This is a genomic window from Methylobacterium dankookense (assembly GCF_902141855.1).
Classification (GTDB): Bacteria; Pseudomonadota; Alphaproteobacteria; order Rhizobiales; family Beijerinckiaceae; genus Methylobacterium; species Methylobacterium dankookense.
Window position 1 is genome coordinate 228901 of sequence record NZ_CABFVH010000003.1, and the last position, 14785, is coordinate 243685.

Consider the following 14785-nt stretch of genomic DNA (forward strand, 5'->3'; position numbering starts at 1 on the left):
TCACGGATCGGACTTCCCCTCCCCCCTTGCGGAGGGGGCAGGGGTGGGGGTGGTGCAGAAGGCACCGTGACGCTCGATCCTGCACCACCCCCACCTCCGGCTCCTCCCCATCCAGATCAGGCCTGCCTGATCTGGACAGGCAAGGGCAGATCTCGGGCAAGCCCGAGATCTGTGGGGAGGAGAGGCCCAGTGCCCCAAAGCGACCAACCGGAATCCACCCTACCCCGCGAAGCGCACGGCGAGCAGCATCAGCGTGGCGGTGAGCGGCGCGGCGAAGGCGAGCCAGAGCGCGCCGGTATGCAGGCTGCGCGGGGCGACGAAGCGGTGGGACCGGTCCGTCTCCGATTGCGGGGGCAAGGCCTGCCCGAGCCCGATCCTGCCAGCCATGCGCAACTCCGCCCGCGAACCGGGACGGAATCAGCGCCCCGCCTCCTCAAGGGCGGGTGAACGCCGCGCGGGGACCGCGCGGCATGGTCAACGCGGCCTTAAAGGGCGCGGTCGAAGCGCAGCTCGCCGTTCGGGCTCTTCAGCACGAGCTGCGAGCCCACCATGTCCCACTGCGCGGCGGTGCGGAGCGCCACGAAATAAGCCTGCTCCACCGCGGCGAGACCCTTGTCGCAGGCCTTCTTGGTCAGCGCGAGCGGGCCGACCGCGAGGTGCTGCTCGCGCAGCGGGAAGGCGGTGGCCGCGAAGGTGTTGCAGCCGCCGTAGCCGCGGGCGCGGTACTGCTTGTCGATGATGAAGCTCGGCCGATCGGCGCCGCTGAAGGGCTTGCCGTTGAGGCTCACCGCCGTCCAGGTCGAATCGAGCGGGAAGACCTTCTCGGTCGGCTTCTCGGACGGGATGTACTGGGGCTTCTTCTCTTCCTCGCCGCCCGGCCGGCGGTTGCCGCGGCCAAAGCCCGAGATGTTGGGGCTCTGCGCCCCGGCCTCGATCACCATGGCCAGATCCGCGGCCAGGACCGCGCAGGCCAGCGCGGCGACATGCATCGCTCTCATCGTTCACGCCCCTCCCGCATCACAGCGGCACGTGGTTTCGCCTCCGGGGCGCCCACGCGGCGCGCCCGCCTGCACGCCGCGGCATCCTTCGGGTCGGATCCTCTGCCGGAGCGGTCTCCGGGACGTGCGGGAGCGCCAATGCGATAGGATTCCAGCACAATTATGGTCAAGACGGCGCGCGCCTTGCGACGCGCGATCCCCGGGGATTTACCGGGGGGCTTTGCTGCCTTCGCTTCCCCGCACGCGAACCGAAGCCCAGCCTCGGCCGTTGTTACCCGGCAGCAACGACGCATCCGGGGAGCAGGAACGTGGTCGGATCCGACGAGGGCGGTCAGAGCGGTACGGTCGGCCTGCCGATGAGCCCGGCCCAGTCGCGGGCGGCGCGCGGCCTGCTCGGCTGGTCCGAGGGGGAGCTGGCGCGCAAGGTCGGCCTCGACGAGCGCTTCGTGCGCGATTTCGAGGCGGGCCACGGCGATCCGCCTGCGGGCCGGATCGAGGCCCTGCGCAGCGCCCTGATGTCGGCGGGCGCCGTCTTCACCGATTCGCCCTTCCCCGGCGTGCGGCTCGAACCGCAGGGCCAGGGCGAGGGCACGCGCCTCGACGACCTCACCACCGAGAACGATCGCTGACTGGAACGATCGCTGACCGGACGGCCCGGACCGGTCCGCAAACCCCTAGCGCAGCGCCCGCCGCTCTGGCAGGACTGAGGCCATGCGCGTCGCCGATTTCCTCCCCGCGGCCGATCAACTGCCGCTCGCCGATCTGCCGACCCTCGCCGGGGATGGCGGCCTCGTCGTGGTCGCGCCGCATCCCGACGACGAAAGCCTCGGCTGCGGTGGCCTGATCGCCGAGGCGCGCCGGCTCGGGCGCGCGGTGCGCCTCGTCGTGGTCAGCGACGGCTGCGGCTCGCACACCCATTCGAAGACCCATCCGCCGGAGCGCCTGCGGCGTTTACGCGAGGAGGAGACCCTGCGCGCGGTGGCCCTGCTCGGCCTCGCCGCGGGCGACGTCCGCTTCCTGCGCCTGCCCGACGCGCATGTGCCGAGCGCCGGGCCGGAGGCCGAGGCGGCGGCGCAAGCCGTGGCCGAGGCCGCGCGCGATTGCGCGGCGAGCGCCGTCTTCGTGACTTGGCGCCACGACCCGCATTGCGACCATCAGGCCTCCGCCGCGATCGTGCGGCTCGCCCGGCCGAAGCTCGGCCCGGCGCGGGTCTACGAATACCCGGTCTGGGGCTGGACCCTGCCGCCCGACACCGATGTCGGACCGGCACCGCAGGGCTACCGCCTCGACGTCTCCGCCCATCAGACGGCGAAACGCGAGGCCGTCTACGCCCACGCCTCGCAGACCACCGACCTGATCCAGGACGATCCCACCGGCTTCCGCCTGGAATCCGCGATGATCGATCGCCTGTGCGGGCCGTTCGAGCGCTTCGTCACCGTCTAGAGCCTCATGAGCACCAGCGTCATCACCCTGAACAAGGGGCGCCGCGCGCATCTCCTGCGCGTGATCGAGGGACTGTCCCGAGGCGAAGCGCCGGACGAGCTCGTCGTGGTCGAGATGGGGGGCGACGACGCGCCCCTGCCGGAGCCCGGCTTTCCCGTAAGGCGGATCTTCCTCGACCGGGGCGACCTGCCGCTCGCCGCCGCCCGCAATGCCGGCCGGCAGGCGGCGCGGGGGGACATCCTCGTCTATCTCGACGTGGACTGCATCCCCTCCCCCGACCTCGTCGCGGGCCTGACGGCGAGCGCCGCGGCACATGACGGGCTGATCTGCTGCGCCGTCTCCTACCTGCCCGCGGGCGCCGTACGGGACGGCTGGCGCGCGGCGGATCTCGACGCGGCCGGCCGGCTCCACCCGGTCCGGCACTTCCCCGAGCATGGCGTCGTGCCCGCGCCGCAGCCCGGCCTGTTCTGGTCGCTCGCCTTCGCGGTGCGGGCCGCGACCTGGGACCGGCTCGGCGGCTTCGACGAGAGCTTCGACGGCTACGGCGCCGAGGATACCGACTTCGCCTTCCGCGCCGCCGCGGCCGGCGTGCCGATCCTGTTCGCGGGCGGCGCCCATGCCTGGCACCAGCACCACCCGGCCTACGACCCGCCGCTGCAGCACTTCGCCGACATCGTGCGCAACGCCGCCCGCTTCCGGGACCGCCACGGCTTCTGGCCGATGGACGGCTGGCTCGACGCCTTCGCCCGCCTCGGCCTGGTCGAGCCCGACCGCGCGGCCGGCCTCACGGTGCGCCGCCAGCCGACCCCGGAGGAGATCGCCGCGGCCCGCCTCCCCGACGACCGGCCGTTCTGAGGGACAGGGTGAGGGATGAGAATTGTCAGGATGGGGCGTCGATCGACCCGCTTCACCGTTGCGCCTTCTCCGCTGAGTTCTCGACCCTCACCCCAACCCTCTCCCGAACGGGAGAGGGGGCCTGTCGCGGTTTGCACGCATCCGAGGACAGCACACGTGCTTTCGGCCCCGCGCGGATTGTCCGCCGGGGGCATGGCTGGCGCGGTCGGGGTGACGCGGGACGCCGCGGAGCCCTGAACGCAACGTTGCAAAGCCGGCTCCCCGGCGTCCCGCGGATGAGGGCCGATCGCTCGGTGTCCCATCCGTCTTGTCGTCGCGGTGTCTGTCCCGGCGTGATCCGACCTCGCTGACTGCCGCTGGCCGGATCCGGGTCCTGGATCAGGACTGAGCCCCGTGCACGCTGACATACGCCCGTTCGGCGCGAGGCCCGCCTCGTAGTGGGTCGGGCCGGCGAGACTCTGGCGGTCGCCCAGGCCGGGGTCGGGGCGGGAGCATTTCCTCAGCCCGCCGCGCGCCCCTGTCCGAGCCGACCTTGCGTCGGCACGCCGCCTGGGGCACCGGCCGGAACCGAGGCCGGCGACGCGGGCACCGCCCCGCCGTCCGCGCCCGCTCCGGTCGGTCCCCGGTGCAGGCCCCCGTGAGACACCGTTCGGTGCCGGGCGGCAGGTGCGGGCAAATGAGCACAAAACAGGAACATTGTCAAGGCGCGGCCTGCGCCGGCTCGGTCTTCAGCGTCAGGCGCACCGTGACCATGCCGGCATCCTCCGGGTCCGGCCGCTGCACGAAGCCGAGGCGGCGGCAGACGGAGAGCATCGGCCGGTTCTCGGCGAGCACGGAGCCCTCGACGCGGGCGATCCCTTGCGCGCGCGCCCAGTCGATCATCAGCCGCATCAGCGCGTAGGCGAGACCGGTGCCGCGGGCCTCGGAGCGGACGAGGATCGCGAACTCGCCCGATTCACCGTTGGCGTCGGCATGGAGGCGCACGGCGCCGAGCATGCGGCGGCCCTCCTCCATCTCCGTCTCGTCGAGGGCGACGAAGGCGATGGCGCGGGCGTAGTCGAGCTGGGTGAGCCGGGCGAGGAAGGCGTGGCTGAACTCGCGCACGGGCGCGAAGAAGCGCAGGCGCACATCCTCCGGATCGACGGTGGCGAAGAAGGCGCGGAACAGCGGCTCGTCCTCGGGCCGGACCGGGCGCACCTGGATGGTGCGGCCCTTGAACGTCAGGCTGCGCACCCATTCCGTCGGATAGGGGCGGATGGCGAAGCGCGGATGGCCACGGCCGCTGCGCCCCTCCGGATAGCCGCGCCCGATCCGCACCCGCGCGTCGAGGGCGACGACGCCGGTCTCGTCGGCGAGCAGCGGGTTGATGTCGAGCTCGCGCACCTGCGGCAGGTCGGCGGCGAGCTGGGCGAGCTTGACCAGGGTCAGCGCCACGGCACGCATGTCCACGGCCGGCACGTCGCGATAGGCGGAGAGGCGGCGCGACACGCGCGTGCGGCCGATCAGGTCCTCGGCGAGGGCGAGGTCGAGGGGCGGCAGGCCGAGCGCCCGGTCGTCGATCACCTCGACCGCGGTGCCGCCGCGCCCGAACACCACCACCGGCCCGAAGGTCGGATCCTCGGCGAGCCCCGCGATCAGCTCGCGGCGGCGCCCCTTGCGCACCATCGGCTGCACGGCGAAGCCCGTGATGCGGGCGTCCGGCCGCTCGCGCCGGGCGCGGGCGAGGATGCTCTGGGCGGCGGCGCGCACGTCGATCTCGCTGGTGAGGTCGAGATGCACGCCGCCGATATCGGATTTGTGCACCACGTCCGGCGAGACGACCTTGAGCGCCACCGCCCCGCCCCCGGCGATGACCGGCCAGGCAGCGGCGGCGGCCGCGTCGATGTCGGGGGCGAGGGTGAGGGGCACCGAGGCGATGTCGTAGGCCTCGAGCAGCTCCATCACCGCGATCGGGTCGAGCCAGGCCGCGCCCTGCCGCAGGGCCCGGGCGACGATGCCGCGCGCGGCCTGGACGTCGGCATGGAAGTCCCGCGGCAGCGAATCGGGCGTGCGCATCAGGTCGTCCTGCGCCTCGCGGTAATGCACGAGGTGGAGGAAGCCCTCGATCGCCTCCGAATCCGTGGAGAAGCGCGGGATGCCGGCCTCGGCGAGCACCTCGCCCGCGGCGACGTCGTCCCCGAGCGAGATGGCGAAGACCGGCTTGCGGCGGGTCTGCCCGGCGCGGACGCGCTTGGCCGTCTCGGCGATGGCGGCGGCGACGGAGGCCGCCCCCGAGCGGGCGGTCGGCACGTGGATCGCGAGCACCGCGTCGTTGGCCTTGTCGAGGAGCAGGGGCTCAAGGGCCGCGGCATAGGCCGGCCCGTCCGCCTCGATGCCGAGGTCGATCGGGTTCTCGGCCGGAAAGCCGTCGACGGGGGTGACGCCGGCGAGCGTCCCGCCCCGGTCGGCCAGGCGGTCGGCGGCGAGCTGGCCGACGCCGTCGCCGTTGGCCAGGATCGCGAGGCGGCGGCCCGGGAAGGGCCGCTGCCGGCCCAGCGTCTCGACGGCGGCGAACATCTCGTCGAGGTTCTGCACGGCGAGGAGGCCCGCCCGCCGGAAGGCCGCGGCGTAGACCGCGTCGGGCTTGGCGAGCGCGCCCGTATGGGTGACGGTCTCGCGCCGGTCCGGCCGGTGGCGCCCGCTGCGCAGCACCACCACGGGCTTGGCGCGGGCGGCGGCCCGGGCGGCCGACATGAAGCGGCGCGCCTCCGCGATCTCGTCGAGGCAGAGCAGGATCGCCCGGGTGCGGAAATCGCCCGCGAAATGGTCGAGGCAATCGGCCACGTCCACGTCGCAGGCGCTGCCGAGCGCCAGCGCCGCCGAGAGGCCGATCCCGTGCCCGCGCGCCCATTCCACGATCGCCGCCGCCACCGTGCCGGAGGTGGAGACCAGGGCGAGGTCGCCGGGCGCCGGCATGTGCGCGAACAGGCTGGCATTGAGCTTCAGCGCCGGCACCACCAGCCCCGCGCTGTCGGGCCCGAGCAGGCGCAGGCCGTGGCGGCGGGCGGCGGCCCGGGCGAGCGGCCCCGGATCCTCCGGGCCGGTGCCGAGCCCGGCGGTGAGGATCAGGCCTGCGCGGGCCCCGACCCGGCCGGCATCCGCGACGATCCCCGGCACCGCCGCGGGCGGGGCGGCGATCACCACGAGGTCCGGCGGCTCGGCGAGGTCCGAGACCTGGGCGACGCAGGGGTAGCCTGCGACCGCGTCATGGCTCGGGTTCACCGGCAGGACCGGCCCGGCGAATCCGGCCGCGCGCAGGTTCTCCAGGACGGCGCGCCCGAGGGAGCCCTCGCGCGCGCCGGCCCCGACCAGGGCAACGGACCGCGGCGCCAGAAGCGCGTCGAACCGGTATGTGCTCACGCCCGTCCCTCCTCGCCCGCGCGGCGCCCGCGCAGCCCGTGCCGGATGCCGGGCCCGGCCGGCGGACCCGGCGGGAAGATGGGTCGCAAGGCGGCCCGCGTCACCCGGATCGGCGCGGTTTAAACCCCCGCCGCCGGGGCGGTGCTGCAGCGCATCAACAGTCGATGCGGATTGGGAGATCTATCAGTTTTATCTATTGCTAAAAGATAGCGGACATCATAGTAGCTCGCAATCGACAACCTTGAATGTGCCGCGCATCGCAGGGCATCCATCCCGGCCTGCGCGTCGTCATGTGTTATGGGTATCGGGGGGAAAATTGCAGATGTCCGACGACAGCGGCTTTGCGCCGGACTACATCGCGCTCGCGTCAGAGATCGTGTCGGCCTTCGTCGCCAACAACTCAGTTCCTGTCGCCGAGCTGCCCGGGCTCATCGCCTCGGTCCACGCAACCCTGAGTGGCCTCGACAATCCCACCGCCGAGCCCGCCGCGCTGACGCCGGCCGTCTCGATCAAGCGCTCGATCACGCCCGACTACCTCGTCTGCCTGGAGGACGGGAAGAAGTTCAAGTCGCTGAAGCGGCACCTGCGCAGCCGCTACGGCCTGTCGCCGGAGGAGTACCGCGCGCGCTGGAACCTCGCGCCCGACTACCCGATGGTCGCGCCGAACTACGCCGCCGCCCGCTCCGAGCTCGCCCGCACGATGGGCCTCGGCCAGCAGCGCCGAAAGCGCCGGACCGGCACCGAGGACTGATCCTCGGCGCGATCCACAGGCAAGGCGGCCACGCCGCGGATGGGGCCAGGGCCGGCAAAGGCCCGACCGCTCAAGGATTTGCAGGCACTTCGAGCCGGCGGCGCGGTCCGCGCCCGGCGGGCCCGTTAGAGAACGGGCAAGCATCGGCTGCGATCACCGCTTGCGTGCCCGCTCCCCGGACGGGGGCGGCCCCCGTCGCGAGCGCGCTGCATGAAGCGGTCCGAAGCCCGCCCTCCCAATCTCGTCGCCCGGCTGTTCTGGACGAGCGTCGTCGCCTGCCCCGTGGCCTTCGCCTACGGGCCGCCCGGGCTCGCCGCGGCGGGGGCGGCGTTCGGGCTCGTGCTCCTGCGCCATGTCGACCGGCCCCGCCGCTTCCGGGCCCGGGTCCGGCGCGTCGCCCGGGCCCATGCGCGCACGCTGGCGCTGCGGCGGCGGCAGGAATGCTTCGTGGACGCCTACGGCAACGAGATCCGCGACGGCTGGCTGCGCGAGTGCGACTACTTCCTCGACCGCACGGTGCTGCCCCAGCTCGCGCCGGCCTTCCCCGATTACGTGGAGGCCCGCCGGGCGGAGGCGCTCGCCGTGGTCGAGGCGGTGGCGGGCTCCGTCGCGCTGCCCGACGAGACGACGATGCCCGAGGACGGGATCGGCTACGAGCGCTTCTGCCTCGCCCGGCTGCGCGCGGCCGGCTGGCGGGTGCACCCGACGCCCGCGAGCGGCGACCAGGGCGCCGACATCGTGGCGAGCCGTGGCGGGTTGCGCCTCGTCCTGCAATGCAAGCGCTACGGCAAGCCGGTCGGCAACGCCGCGGTGCAGGAGGCGGCGGCGGCCCGCGGCTACTGGGAGGCGGATGCGGCGGCGGTGGTCTCGAATGCGGGCTTCACGCCCGCCGCCCGCAAGCTCGCCGCGGCCACCGGCGTGGCGCTCCTGCACCACGACGACCTCGACGACCTGCACGAACAGGATCTCCCCGCCGAGGCGTGAAGGTCCTGGGATCCCAAAGGGATCATCCCTTTGGTGGGGTGTCGGGGCGAAGCCCTGATGGGAAACCTCAGGGCTTCGCCCTGGACCCGCGAGAGGGATGATCCCTCTCGACTCCCGGATCACTCGTCGGCCTGGGCCTTCTTGGCGGCCGGCTTGGCGGGCTTCTGCGCCGGCTTGGCGGCTGCCTTCGCGGCCGGCTTGGCAGCAGGCTTGGCGGCAGGCTTTGCCCCCGGCATCGCCGGCGCCTCGACCGAGGTATAGGCCGTCGCGCTCTGCGGCAGGGCGCCCTGCGGCTTCTTCGGCGCGGGCTTGGCCGCCGCGCGGGTGGCGGCCGGCTTCTCGGCCTTGCCCGCCGCCTTGGCCTGGGCGGCCTTCTCGGCCCGGGCCGCCTGCACCTGGCGGGCGGCCTCCTTGGCGGCCTCGCGCTTGGCCTTGGCGGCCTCGAGCTTGGCCTGGCGCGCCTCGGCGGCGGCGGTCTTGGCCGCATTCTCCTGCTGGGCGAGCAGCGCCTCGCCCTCCGCCGGATCGCGCCCGATCCAGACCGCGATCGGCTGCAGCGGCGCGCGCGGCGGCAGGGTCCGGTTGCGGAGCGCGGTGCTGCTGAAGGCGGCCATGGCGGCGGCCGGCGAGGAGGCGGCGGTGGCGCCCATGAACTGGGCCACCGCCCCGTCGGCGCCGCTGGCCGCGATCGCCCCCGGACCCTCGTCGATCGGCGGCGCTTTCTTGCCCCCGCAGATATAGGGGCGCATGTCGGGCGGGGCGGGGCTCGCCGAGGGACTCAAGGATTCGAGGCTCTGGCTCGTCCAGCTGGGCCCCTGCGTGAAGGCGTAGTCGAACAGGTCCGCGGTCTTGAGGTCGCGCTCGCGCGCGCTCGGCTGGCCCATCACCACGGCGACGATCCGGCGGCCGTTGCGGGTGGCGCTCGCCACCACGTTGAAGCCGCCCGAGCAGATGAAGCCGGTCTTCATGCCGTCGGCGCCCGCGTAGCGCCCGAGCAGGCCGTTGTGGTTGGCCATCACCGCCTTGCCGAACTGGATCGCCGAGATCGAGAACAGGTCGCGCGAGTCGGGGAAGTCGCGCATCAGGGCGCGGGCGAGCACGGCCATGTCGCGGGCCGAGGTCCATTGCTGGGCGTCGGGCAGGCCGTTCGGGTTGGTCCAGCGGCTCTCGCGCATGCCGATGCGCTGGCCGGTCTCGTTCATCATCGCGGCAAAGTTCTCGACCGAGCCGCCGAGGCTCTCGCCGATCGCCCAGGCCACGTCGTTGGCCGACTTGACCATGATGATCTTGAGGGCGTTGTCGAGGGTGAGCTGCGTGCCCGGCCGGAACCCCATCTTCGAGGGCGGCTCGGCGGCGGCAGCGGGCGAGATGGTGATCAGGCTGCCCAGCGAGGCCCGGCCCTGCCGCACCATGTCGAGGGCGACGTAGGCGGTCATCAGCTTGGTGATCGAGGCCGGGTACCAGGGATCGGTCGCCGCCTGCCCGTAGATCACCTTGCCGGAATCCACGTCCACGACCAGGATCGGCGCTGGCGCGGCCTGCGCCGCACCCGCGGCGACGAGGCCCGCGAGCGCCGCGAACGCGCCGGTGAGACGCCTCAGGATTCGGTTCGACATCAGGCCTGACTCTGAGATGCTACGCCGGGGACCGGGAGTTCCGCCGCGCCGCCGAAGGCTGAGGTAGGACGACGGACACGGCCCGGCGAGCCCGGCCGGATCCGCGCCCCGCCCCGTTTCAACGCGGGCACCGTGGCGAGAGCATGGCAGGCGGGCTTTTGTCCCCCGGCCGGCCGGAGTGGCGCGAGGCCGGTCCGGCGCTTATGTGCGGTGCGAGAGAGGGCCAGCCGGCCCCACGGCGACGTCATGGCATACGCGGTCAAGGAACTGTTCCACACCCTCCAGGGCGAGGGCGCCCAGGCCGGGCGCGCCGCCGTGTTCTGCCGCTTCGCCGGTTGCAACCTCTGGTCCGGCCGCGAGGAGGACCGCGAGACGGCGGCCTGCCGTTTCTGCGACACCGATTTCGTGGGGCTCGACGGGCCAGGCGGCGGCCGCTTCGCCGATGCGGACCGGCTGGCCGCGGCGATCGCCGCGACCTGGGAGGGCGGCGCGCATAACCGCTACGTGGTCTTCACCGGGGGCGAGCCCCTGCTCCAGCTCGATGCGGCGCTGATCGAGGCGGTCCATGCCCGCGGCTTCGAGATCGCGGTGGAGACCAACGGGACGATCGCCGCGCCCGCGGGCATCGACTGGATCTGCGTCAGCCCCAAGGCCGGCAACCCGCTGGTGCAGCGCTCGGGCAGCGAGCTGAAGCTCGTCTTCCCACAGGCGGGCCTCGATCCCGAGACCTTCGCCGGGCTCGATTTCCGCCACCGCTTCCTGCAGCCGATGGACGGGCCGGACCGGGCCGCCCATACCGGCGCGGCGGTCGCCTATTGCCGGACGGATGCGCGCTGGCGCCTCTCGCTCCAGACCCACAAGATTCTCGACATCCCGTGAGCTGAGGGGCGTCCTCAGACCAGGGCGTCGCGCTCCGCCTTCAGAAACCGGACGAGACGCTCGGCGAGGCTGCCCGCCGGGCGCCCGGCCGGGCGCAGCAGCATCGTCTCGATCGGCAATTCGGGCCGGAACGGCCGCAGCGCGATCGGGAGGCCGGAGAGCTCGCGGGCCGGCAGCGGATCGACGATGGCGAGGCCCAGCCCCTCGGCGACGAGGCCGCAGCGCGCGGCCGTGTACTGCGCCATGAGGGCGAAGCGGGGCGCGACGCCGGCCGCGGCGAAGGCCGCCTCGACCGCCTGCTGGAACGGGCCGGCGCCGCCCGAGATCAGCGGCTCGCCCGCGAGATCGCGTGGCCCGAGGCTGCGCCGGCGCGCGAGCGGGTGCCGCCGCGGCAGCGCGCAGACGGCACTCATGGTCAGGAACGGCTCGGCCTCGACGCCCGCATGGCCGGGGCGCGGCCGCGCCAGACCGAGGTCGCACTGGCCGGAGGCGGCCCAGGACCAGATCGTGTCCGGGCTCGGCACGTGGACCGAGACGCGCACGCCCGGGCATTCCGCGTCGAGCCGCCGGATGGCACGGGGCAGCAGCCGCGCGGCCAGCGACGGCTGGCAGGCGACGCGCAGGGCGCCGGTACCGCGCTCCCGGATCGCGCGGGCGGCCTGACGCAGCTGGTCGAGCCCGGCATAGGTCTGCTCGACCTCGTGGGCGAAGGCCGCGCCTTCCGGGGTCGGGAGCGCGCTGCCATGGCCGCGCAGGAAGAGCGCGAAGCCGAGATCGGCCTCGAGCTGCGCGATGGCCCGGCTGACATGCGGCTGCCCGATGCCGAGGGCGGCGGCCGCCCGGGTCATGCCGCCGTGCCGGATCACCGCCCGGAAGAGATCGAGATGGGCCGGGTTGATCATGCCTCATCCGCATGGAAACAGGCAGGAAGCGCATTTGACGGCATGGGCCGCGGATGGTTGTCAAGGCGCGACGGGGCAGCGCCCCGGGTCATGCGACGGGTCCGCCGCCGATGCTCAACCTTCTCCTGCCCGCAGGCCTCGCGATGCTCGCAGGCGTAAGCCTCGTCGTGCAGCAATTGCTCAACGCGAACCTGCGCGCCGCCCTGAATTCGGCCGCGTGGTCGGGCTTCGTCAGCTATCTCGCCGGGCTCGCCTGCATGGCGCTCCTCGCCGCCGCCTTGCGCGATCCCGTGCCGGCCGCGAGCGTGGCGGCACGTCTGCCCTGGTGGGCCTGGAGCGGCGGCGTGTTCGGCGCGCTGTTCGTGGGCCTCGCCATCTACCTCGTGCCGCAACTGGGCGCGGCGACCTTCATCGCCCTGCTCGTGGCGGGGCAGATGCTCGGCTCGATGGCGGCCGACCATGTCGGCCTGCTCGGGCTGGCGCAGCGGCCGGTCGACCTCCCGCGCCTCGTCGGCGCCGCCCTGCTCGTCGGCGGCGTCGTGCTGATCCGGCGGTAGATCCCGGGCTTCCAAAGGGATCATCCCTTTGGCGGGGTGCCGGGGCAGAGCCCCGGCGTTCTCCAGGGCTTTGCCCTGGACCCACGAAAGGGATGATCCCTTTCGAACCCCCCGATCTCAGGCCTTGCCGACGGCCCGCAGCGCGAAGCCGTAGATCAGGCCGACCTCCTCCAGGCGGTCGAAGCGGCCGGCGGCGCCGCCATGGCCGGCCTCCATGTTGATGCGCAGCAGCACCGGCCCGCCGCCCGTCATGGTGGCGCGGAGCTTCGCCACCCATTTCGCCGGCTCCCAATAGGTCACGCGCGGGTCGGTGAGGCCGCCGAGCGCCAGGATCGCCGGATAGTCCTTGGCCGCCACGTTGTCGTAGGGCGAGTAGGACAGGATGGTCTCGAAGGCCGTCTCGCTCTCGGCCGGGTTGCCCCATTCGGGCCATTCGGGCGGGGTCAGCGGCAGGTCGCCGTCGAGCATGGTGTTGAGCACGTCGACGAAGGGCACGTCGGCGACGATGCCGGCGAACAGCTCCGGCGCGAGGTTGGCCACCGCCCCCATCAGCATGCCGCCGGCGCTGCCGCCATGGGCCACGATGCGCTTCGGCGCGGTGTAGCCCGCCCCGATCAGGGCCTGGGCGCAGGCCACGAAATCGCTGAAGGTGTTGGGCTTCTTCTCGCGCTTGCCGTCGAGGTACCAGCGCCAGCCCTTCTCCGTGCCGCCGCGGACATGGGCGATGGCGTAGACGAAGCCGCGGTCCACCAGCGAGAGCAGGTTGGTGCGGAAGCCCGCCGGCATCAGCGTGCCGTAGGAGCCGTAGCCGTAGAGGAGCAGCGGCGCCGTGCCGTCGATCGGGCAGTCGCGCCGGTGCAGGAGCGAGATCGGCACCTGCTCGCCGTCGGGCGCGGTCGCGAACAGGCGCCGCGTGACGTAGGCCGCCGGATCGTGCCCGCTCGGCACGGCCTGGCGCTTGCGCAGGGTCCGCTCGCGGCTGACGCAATCGTAGTCCCAGGTCTCGGCCGGCGTCGTCATCGAGGAATAGACGAAGCGGATCGTTGCCGTGTCGAAGGCGTGACCCGGCTGCAGGCCGAGGGAATAGGCCTCCTCCGCGAAGGCGACGGGGTGCTCCTCCCCCGTGCCGAGGTCGCGCACGATGATGCGCGGCCGGGCGTTCTCGATCTCGAGGCGCACGAGGTGGTTCGCGATCGGGTGCAGGTGGCGGATCATCACGCCCGCGCGGTGGGGCACGAGATCGCGCCAATGCGCGCGGCCAGGCGTGGCGAGCGGCGCGGTGACGATCTTGAAGTCCTCGGCCCCGTCCGCGTTGGTGAGGATGTAGAGGTCCCCGCTCCGGTGCTCGACGGAGTAGATCAGCAGCGGCTCGCGCGGCTGCACCACCGTGAGCTTGGCCGCTGGGTCGTGCCGGTCGAGGAGGTGGATTTCCGCCGTCTCGTGGTCGCTCGCGGTGACGGCGAGGAAGGCGCCGGACTGCGTCTCGCCGATATGCACGAAGAAGCCGGCATCGCGCTCCACGTAGACGGTCTCGTCCGCGTCCTGCCCGGTGCCGACCCGGTGGCGCATCACCTTGGCCGGTCGGTGGTTGGCGTCCACCGCGACGTACCAGAAGCTCTGCCCGTCGCCCGCCCAGATCGCCTCGCCCGAGGTCGCCTCGACCCGGTCGTCGAGGTCGGCGCCGGTGGCGAGGTCGCGCACGCGGATCGTGTAGAGCTCGGAGCCCTTGGTATCGACGCTCCAGGCGAGGCGGCCGTGGTCGTCGGCATGGACCGCCGCGGCGATCTCGAAGAAGGCGAGGCCCTCGCCCTCCCGGTCGCCGTCGATCAGGATCTGCTCGGCCGCCTCGTCGCCGAGGTCGTCGGGGGCGCCGGGCGCGCGCGACTCGCTCCGCGGCCGGCGGCAGACGAGCGGGTGCTGCCCGCCCTCGCGGTGGCGCGTGTAGTAGGCGAAGGGCCCGTCGGGCTCCGGCACGCCGCTGTCGTCCTCGCGGATGCGCCCGCGCATCTCGGCCACCAGGGTCTTGCGCAGGGCGGCGTCGCCCGCGAGCGCGGCCTCCGCATAGGCGTTCTCCGCGCGCAGATAGGCGGCGATGTCCTCGGGCAGCGCGGCCGGGTCCTTCAGCACCGCCTGCCAGTTCTCGGCCTTCAACCAGGCGTAGTCATCGCCGAGCTGCCGCCCGCGAACCGTGAAGGCGTGCGGCCGGATCTCGGCGACCGGCGGATCGGAGGGGCGGGGAAAGGCTGCGGGGTCTGACGCCATCACACTCGTCTTCCGAAAGCTCTGGAACGGGCTCTTAGAGCCGTTCCCGATCGCGTTGCAATCGGCACCAGCTCCAAGCTCTTCCCCGAGCTCCGTTGTAACGCGCTCTCCTTCACCGAACCGGCCTCCACCTTGGCTT

13 protein-coding genes are annotated in these 14785 nt (G+C 73.0%); 7 read left to right on the forward strand and 6 right to left on the reverse strand.

Annotated elements, in window-relative coordinates:
• Positions 1-219: 219 nt before the first annotated feature.
• On the reverse strand, positions 220-387 hold the full coding sequence (locus tag MTDSW087_RS29960) for a hypothetical protein (protein WP_186383729.1): 168 nt from the start codon (positions 385-387) through the stop codon (positions 220-222).
• Between the two features lie 98 nt (positions 388-485).
• Positions 486-998: an META domain-containing protein gene (locus MTDSW087_RS04555; RefSeq protein WP_144760699.1), complete on the reverse strand. Its 513-nt coding sequence runs from the start codon at positions 996-998 to the stop codon at positions 486-488.
• 356 nt (positions 999-1354) lie between these two features.
• Between MTDSW087_RS04555 and MTDSW087_RS04560 the strand changes: the two genes are divergently transcribed.
• From MTDSW087_RS04560 to MTDSW087_RS04570, 3 genes are all read left to right on the forward strand, one after another.
• Positions 1355-1627 (forward strand): helix-turn-helix domain-containing protein, encoded by a 273-nt coding sequence (locus tag MTDSW087_RS04560; protein WP_144760800.1) that lies wholly within the window; start codon positions 1355-1357, stop codon positions 1625-1627.
• 82 nt (positions 1628-1709) lie between these two features.
• On the forward strand, positions 1710-2441 hold the full coding sequence (locus MTDSW087_RS04565) for a PIG-L deacetylase family protein (protein WP_144760702.1): 732 nt from the start codon (positions 1710-1712) through the stop codon (positions 2439-2441).
• A 6-nt stretch (positions 2442-2447) separates the two neighbouring features.
• Positions 2448-3296: a glycosyltransferase family 2 protein gene (locus MTDSW087_RS04570; RefSeq protein ID WP_144760705.1), complete on the forward strand. Its 849-nt coding sequence runs from the start codon at positions 2448-2450 to the stop codon at positions 3294-3296.
• A 699-nt stretch (positions 3297-3995) separates the two neighbouring features.
• On the opposite strand, the gene MTDSW087_RS04575 is transcribed toward MTDSW087_RS04570, so the two are convergent.
• Positions 3996-6695: a bifunctional acetate--CoA ligase family protein/GNAT family N-acetyltransferase gene (locus MTDSW087_RS04575; RefSeq protein WP_144760709.1), complete on the reverse strand. Its 2700-nt coding sequence runs from the start codon at positions 6693-6695 to the stop codon at positions 3996-3998.
• 322 nt (positions 6696-7017) lie between these two features.
• Between MTDSW087_RS04575 and MTDSW087_RS04580 the strand changes: the two genes are divergently transcribed.
• Both MTDSW087_RS04580 and MTDSW087_RS04585 read left to right on the forward strand, forming a co-directional pair.
• Positions 7018-7446 carry a Ros/MucR family transcriptional regulator gene (locus tag MTDSW087_RS04580; RefSeq protein WP_144760712.1) on the forward strand — a complete coding sequence of 143 codons (429 nt, stop codon included), beginning with the start codon at positions 7018-7020 and terminating at the stop codon, positions 7444-7446.
• A gap of 210 nt (positions 7447-7656) precedes the next feature.
• A complete protein-coding gene (locus MTDSW087_RS04585; protein WP_144760715.1) occupies positions 7657-8430 on the forward strand; it encodes a restriction endonuclease in 774 nt (257 codons plus the stop codon).
• A gap of 119 nt (positions 8431-8549) precedes the next feature.
• Here the strand turns inward: MTDSW087_RS04585 and MTDSW087_RS04590 are convergent, their stop codons facing one another.
• Positions 8550-10046 (reverse strand): D-alanyl-D-alanine carboxypeptidase family protein, encoded by a 1497-nt coding sequence (locus tag MTDSW087_RS04590; RefSeq protein WP_144760718.1) that lies wholly within the window; start codon positions 10044-10046, stop codon positions 8550-8552.
• 246 nt (positions 10047-10292) lie between these two features.
• Between MTDSW087_RS04590 and queE the strand changes: the two genes are divergently transcribed.
• On the forward strand, positions 10293-10925 hold the full coding sequence (queE, locus tag MTDSW087_RS04595; protein WP_144760721.1) for a 7-carboxy-7-deazaguanine synthase: 633 nt from the start codon (positions 10293-10295) through the stop codon (positions 10923-10925).
• A 14-nt stretch (positions 10926-10939) separates the two neighbouring features.
• Here queE and MTDSW087_RS04600 read toward each other — a convergent pair whose 3' ends face one another.
• Positions 10940-11827 carry a LysR family transcriptional regulator gene (locus tag MTDSW087_RS04600; protein WP_144760724.1) on the reverse strand — a complete coding sequence of 296 codons (888 nt, stop codon included), beginning with the start codon at positions 11825-11827 and terminating at the stop codon, positions 10940-10942.
• 110 nt (positions 11828-11937) lie between these two features.
• On the opposite strand from MTDSW087_RS04600, the gene MTDSW087_RS04605 reads away from it, so the two are divergent.
• Entirely contained in the window at positions 11938-12384 is a 447-nt protein-coding gene (locus MTDSW087_RS04605; protein ID WP_144760727.1) for a DMT family transporter, read from the forward strand.
• Positions 12385-12501: 117 nt separating this feature from the next.
• Here the strand turns inward: MTDSW087_RS04605 and MTDSW087_RS04610 are convergent, their stop codons facing one another.
• Positions 12502-14646 (reverse strand): S9 family peptidase, encoded by a 2145-nt coding sequence (locus tag MTDSW087_RS04610; RefSeq protein WP_144760730.1) that lies wholly within the window; start codon positions 14644-14646, stop codon positions 12502-12504.
• Positions 14647-14785 lie beyond the last annotated feature (139 nt).

Excerpts from the sequence above, each read along its gene's own strand:
- MTDSW087_RS04580 (WP_144760712.1), top strand. The coding sequence starts at position 7,018 with ATGTCCGACGACAGCGGCTTTGCGCCGGACTACATCGCGCTCGCGTCA.
- MTDSW087_RS04565 (WP_144760702.1), top strand. The coding sequence starts at position 1,710 with ATGCGCGTCGCCGATTTCCTCCCCGCGGCCGATCAACTGCCGCTCGCC.
- MTDSW087_RS04585 (WP_144760715.1), top strand. The coding sequence starts at position 7,657 with ATGAAGCGGTCCGAAGCCCGCCCTCCCAATCTCGTCGCCCGGCTGTTC.
- MTDSW087_RS04555 (WP_144760699.1), bottom strand. The coding sequence starts at position 998 with ATGAGAGCGATGCATGTCGCCGCGCTGGCCTGCGCGGTCCTGGCCGCG.
- MTDSW087_RS04560 (WP_144760800.1), top strand. The coding sequence starts at position 1,355 with ATGAGCCCGGCCCAGTCGCGGGCGGCGCGCGGCCTGCTCGGCTGGTCC.
- MTDSW087_RS04610 (WP_144760730.1), bottom strand. The coding sequence starts at position 14,646 with ATGGCGTCAGACCCCGCAGCCTTTCCCCGCCCCTCCGATCCGCCGGTC.
- MTDSW087_RS04605 (WP_144760727.1), top strand. The coding sequence starts at position 11,938 with ATGCTCAACCTTCTCCTGCCCGCAGGCCTCGCGATGCTCGCAGGCGTA.
- queE (WP_144760721.1), top strand. The coding sequence starts at position 10,293 with ATGGCATACGCGGTCAAGGAACTGTTCCACACCCTCCAGGGCGAGGGC.
- MTDSW087_RS04590 (WP_144760718.1), bottom strand. The coding sequence starts at position 10,046 with ATGTCGAACCGAATCCTGAGGCGTCTCACCGGCGCGTTCGCGGCGCTC.
- MTDSW087_RS29960 (WP_186383729.1), bottom strand. The coding sequence starts at position 387 with ATGGCTGGCAGGATCGGGCTCGGGCAGGCCTTGCCCCCGCAATCGGAG.
- MTDSW087_RS04600 (WP_144760724.1), bottom strand. The coding sequence starts at position 11,827 with ATGATCAACCCGGCCCATCTCGATCTCTTCCGGGCGGTGATCCGGCAC.
- MTDSW087_RS04570 (WP_144760705.1), top strand. The coding sequence starts at position 2,448 with ATGAGCACCAGCGTCATCACCCTGAACAAGGGGCGCCGCGCGCATCTC.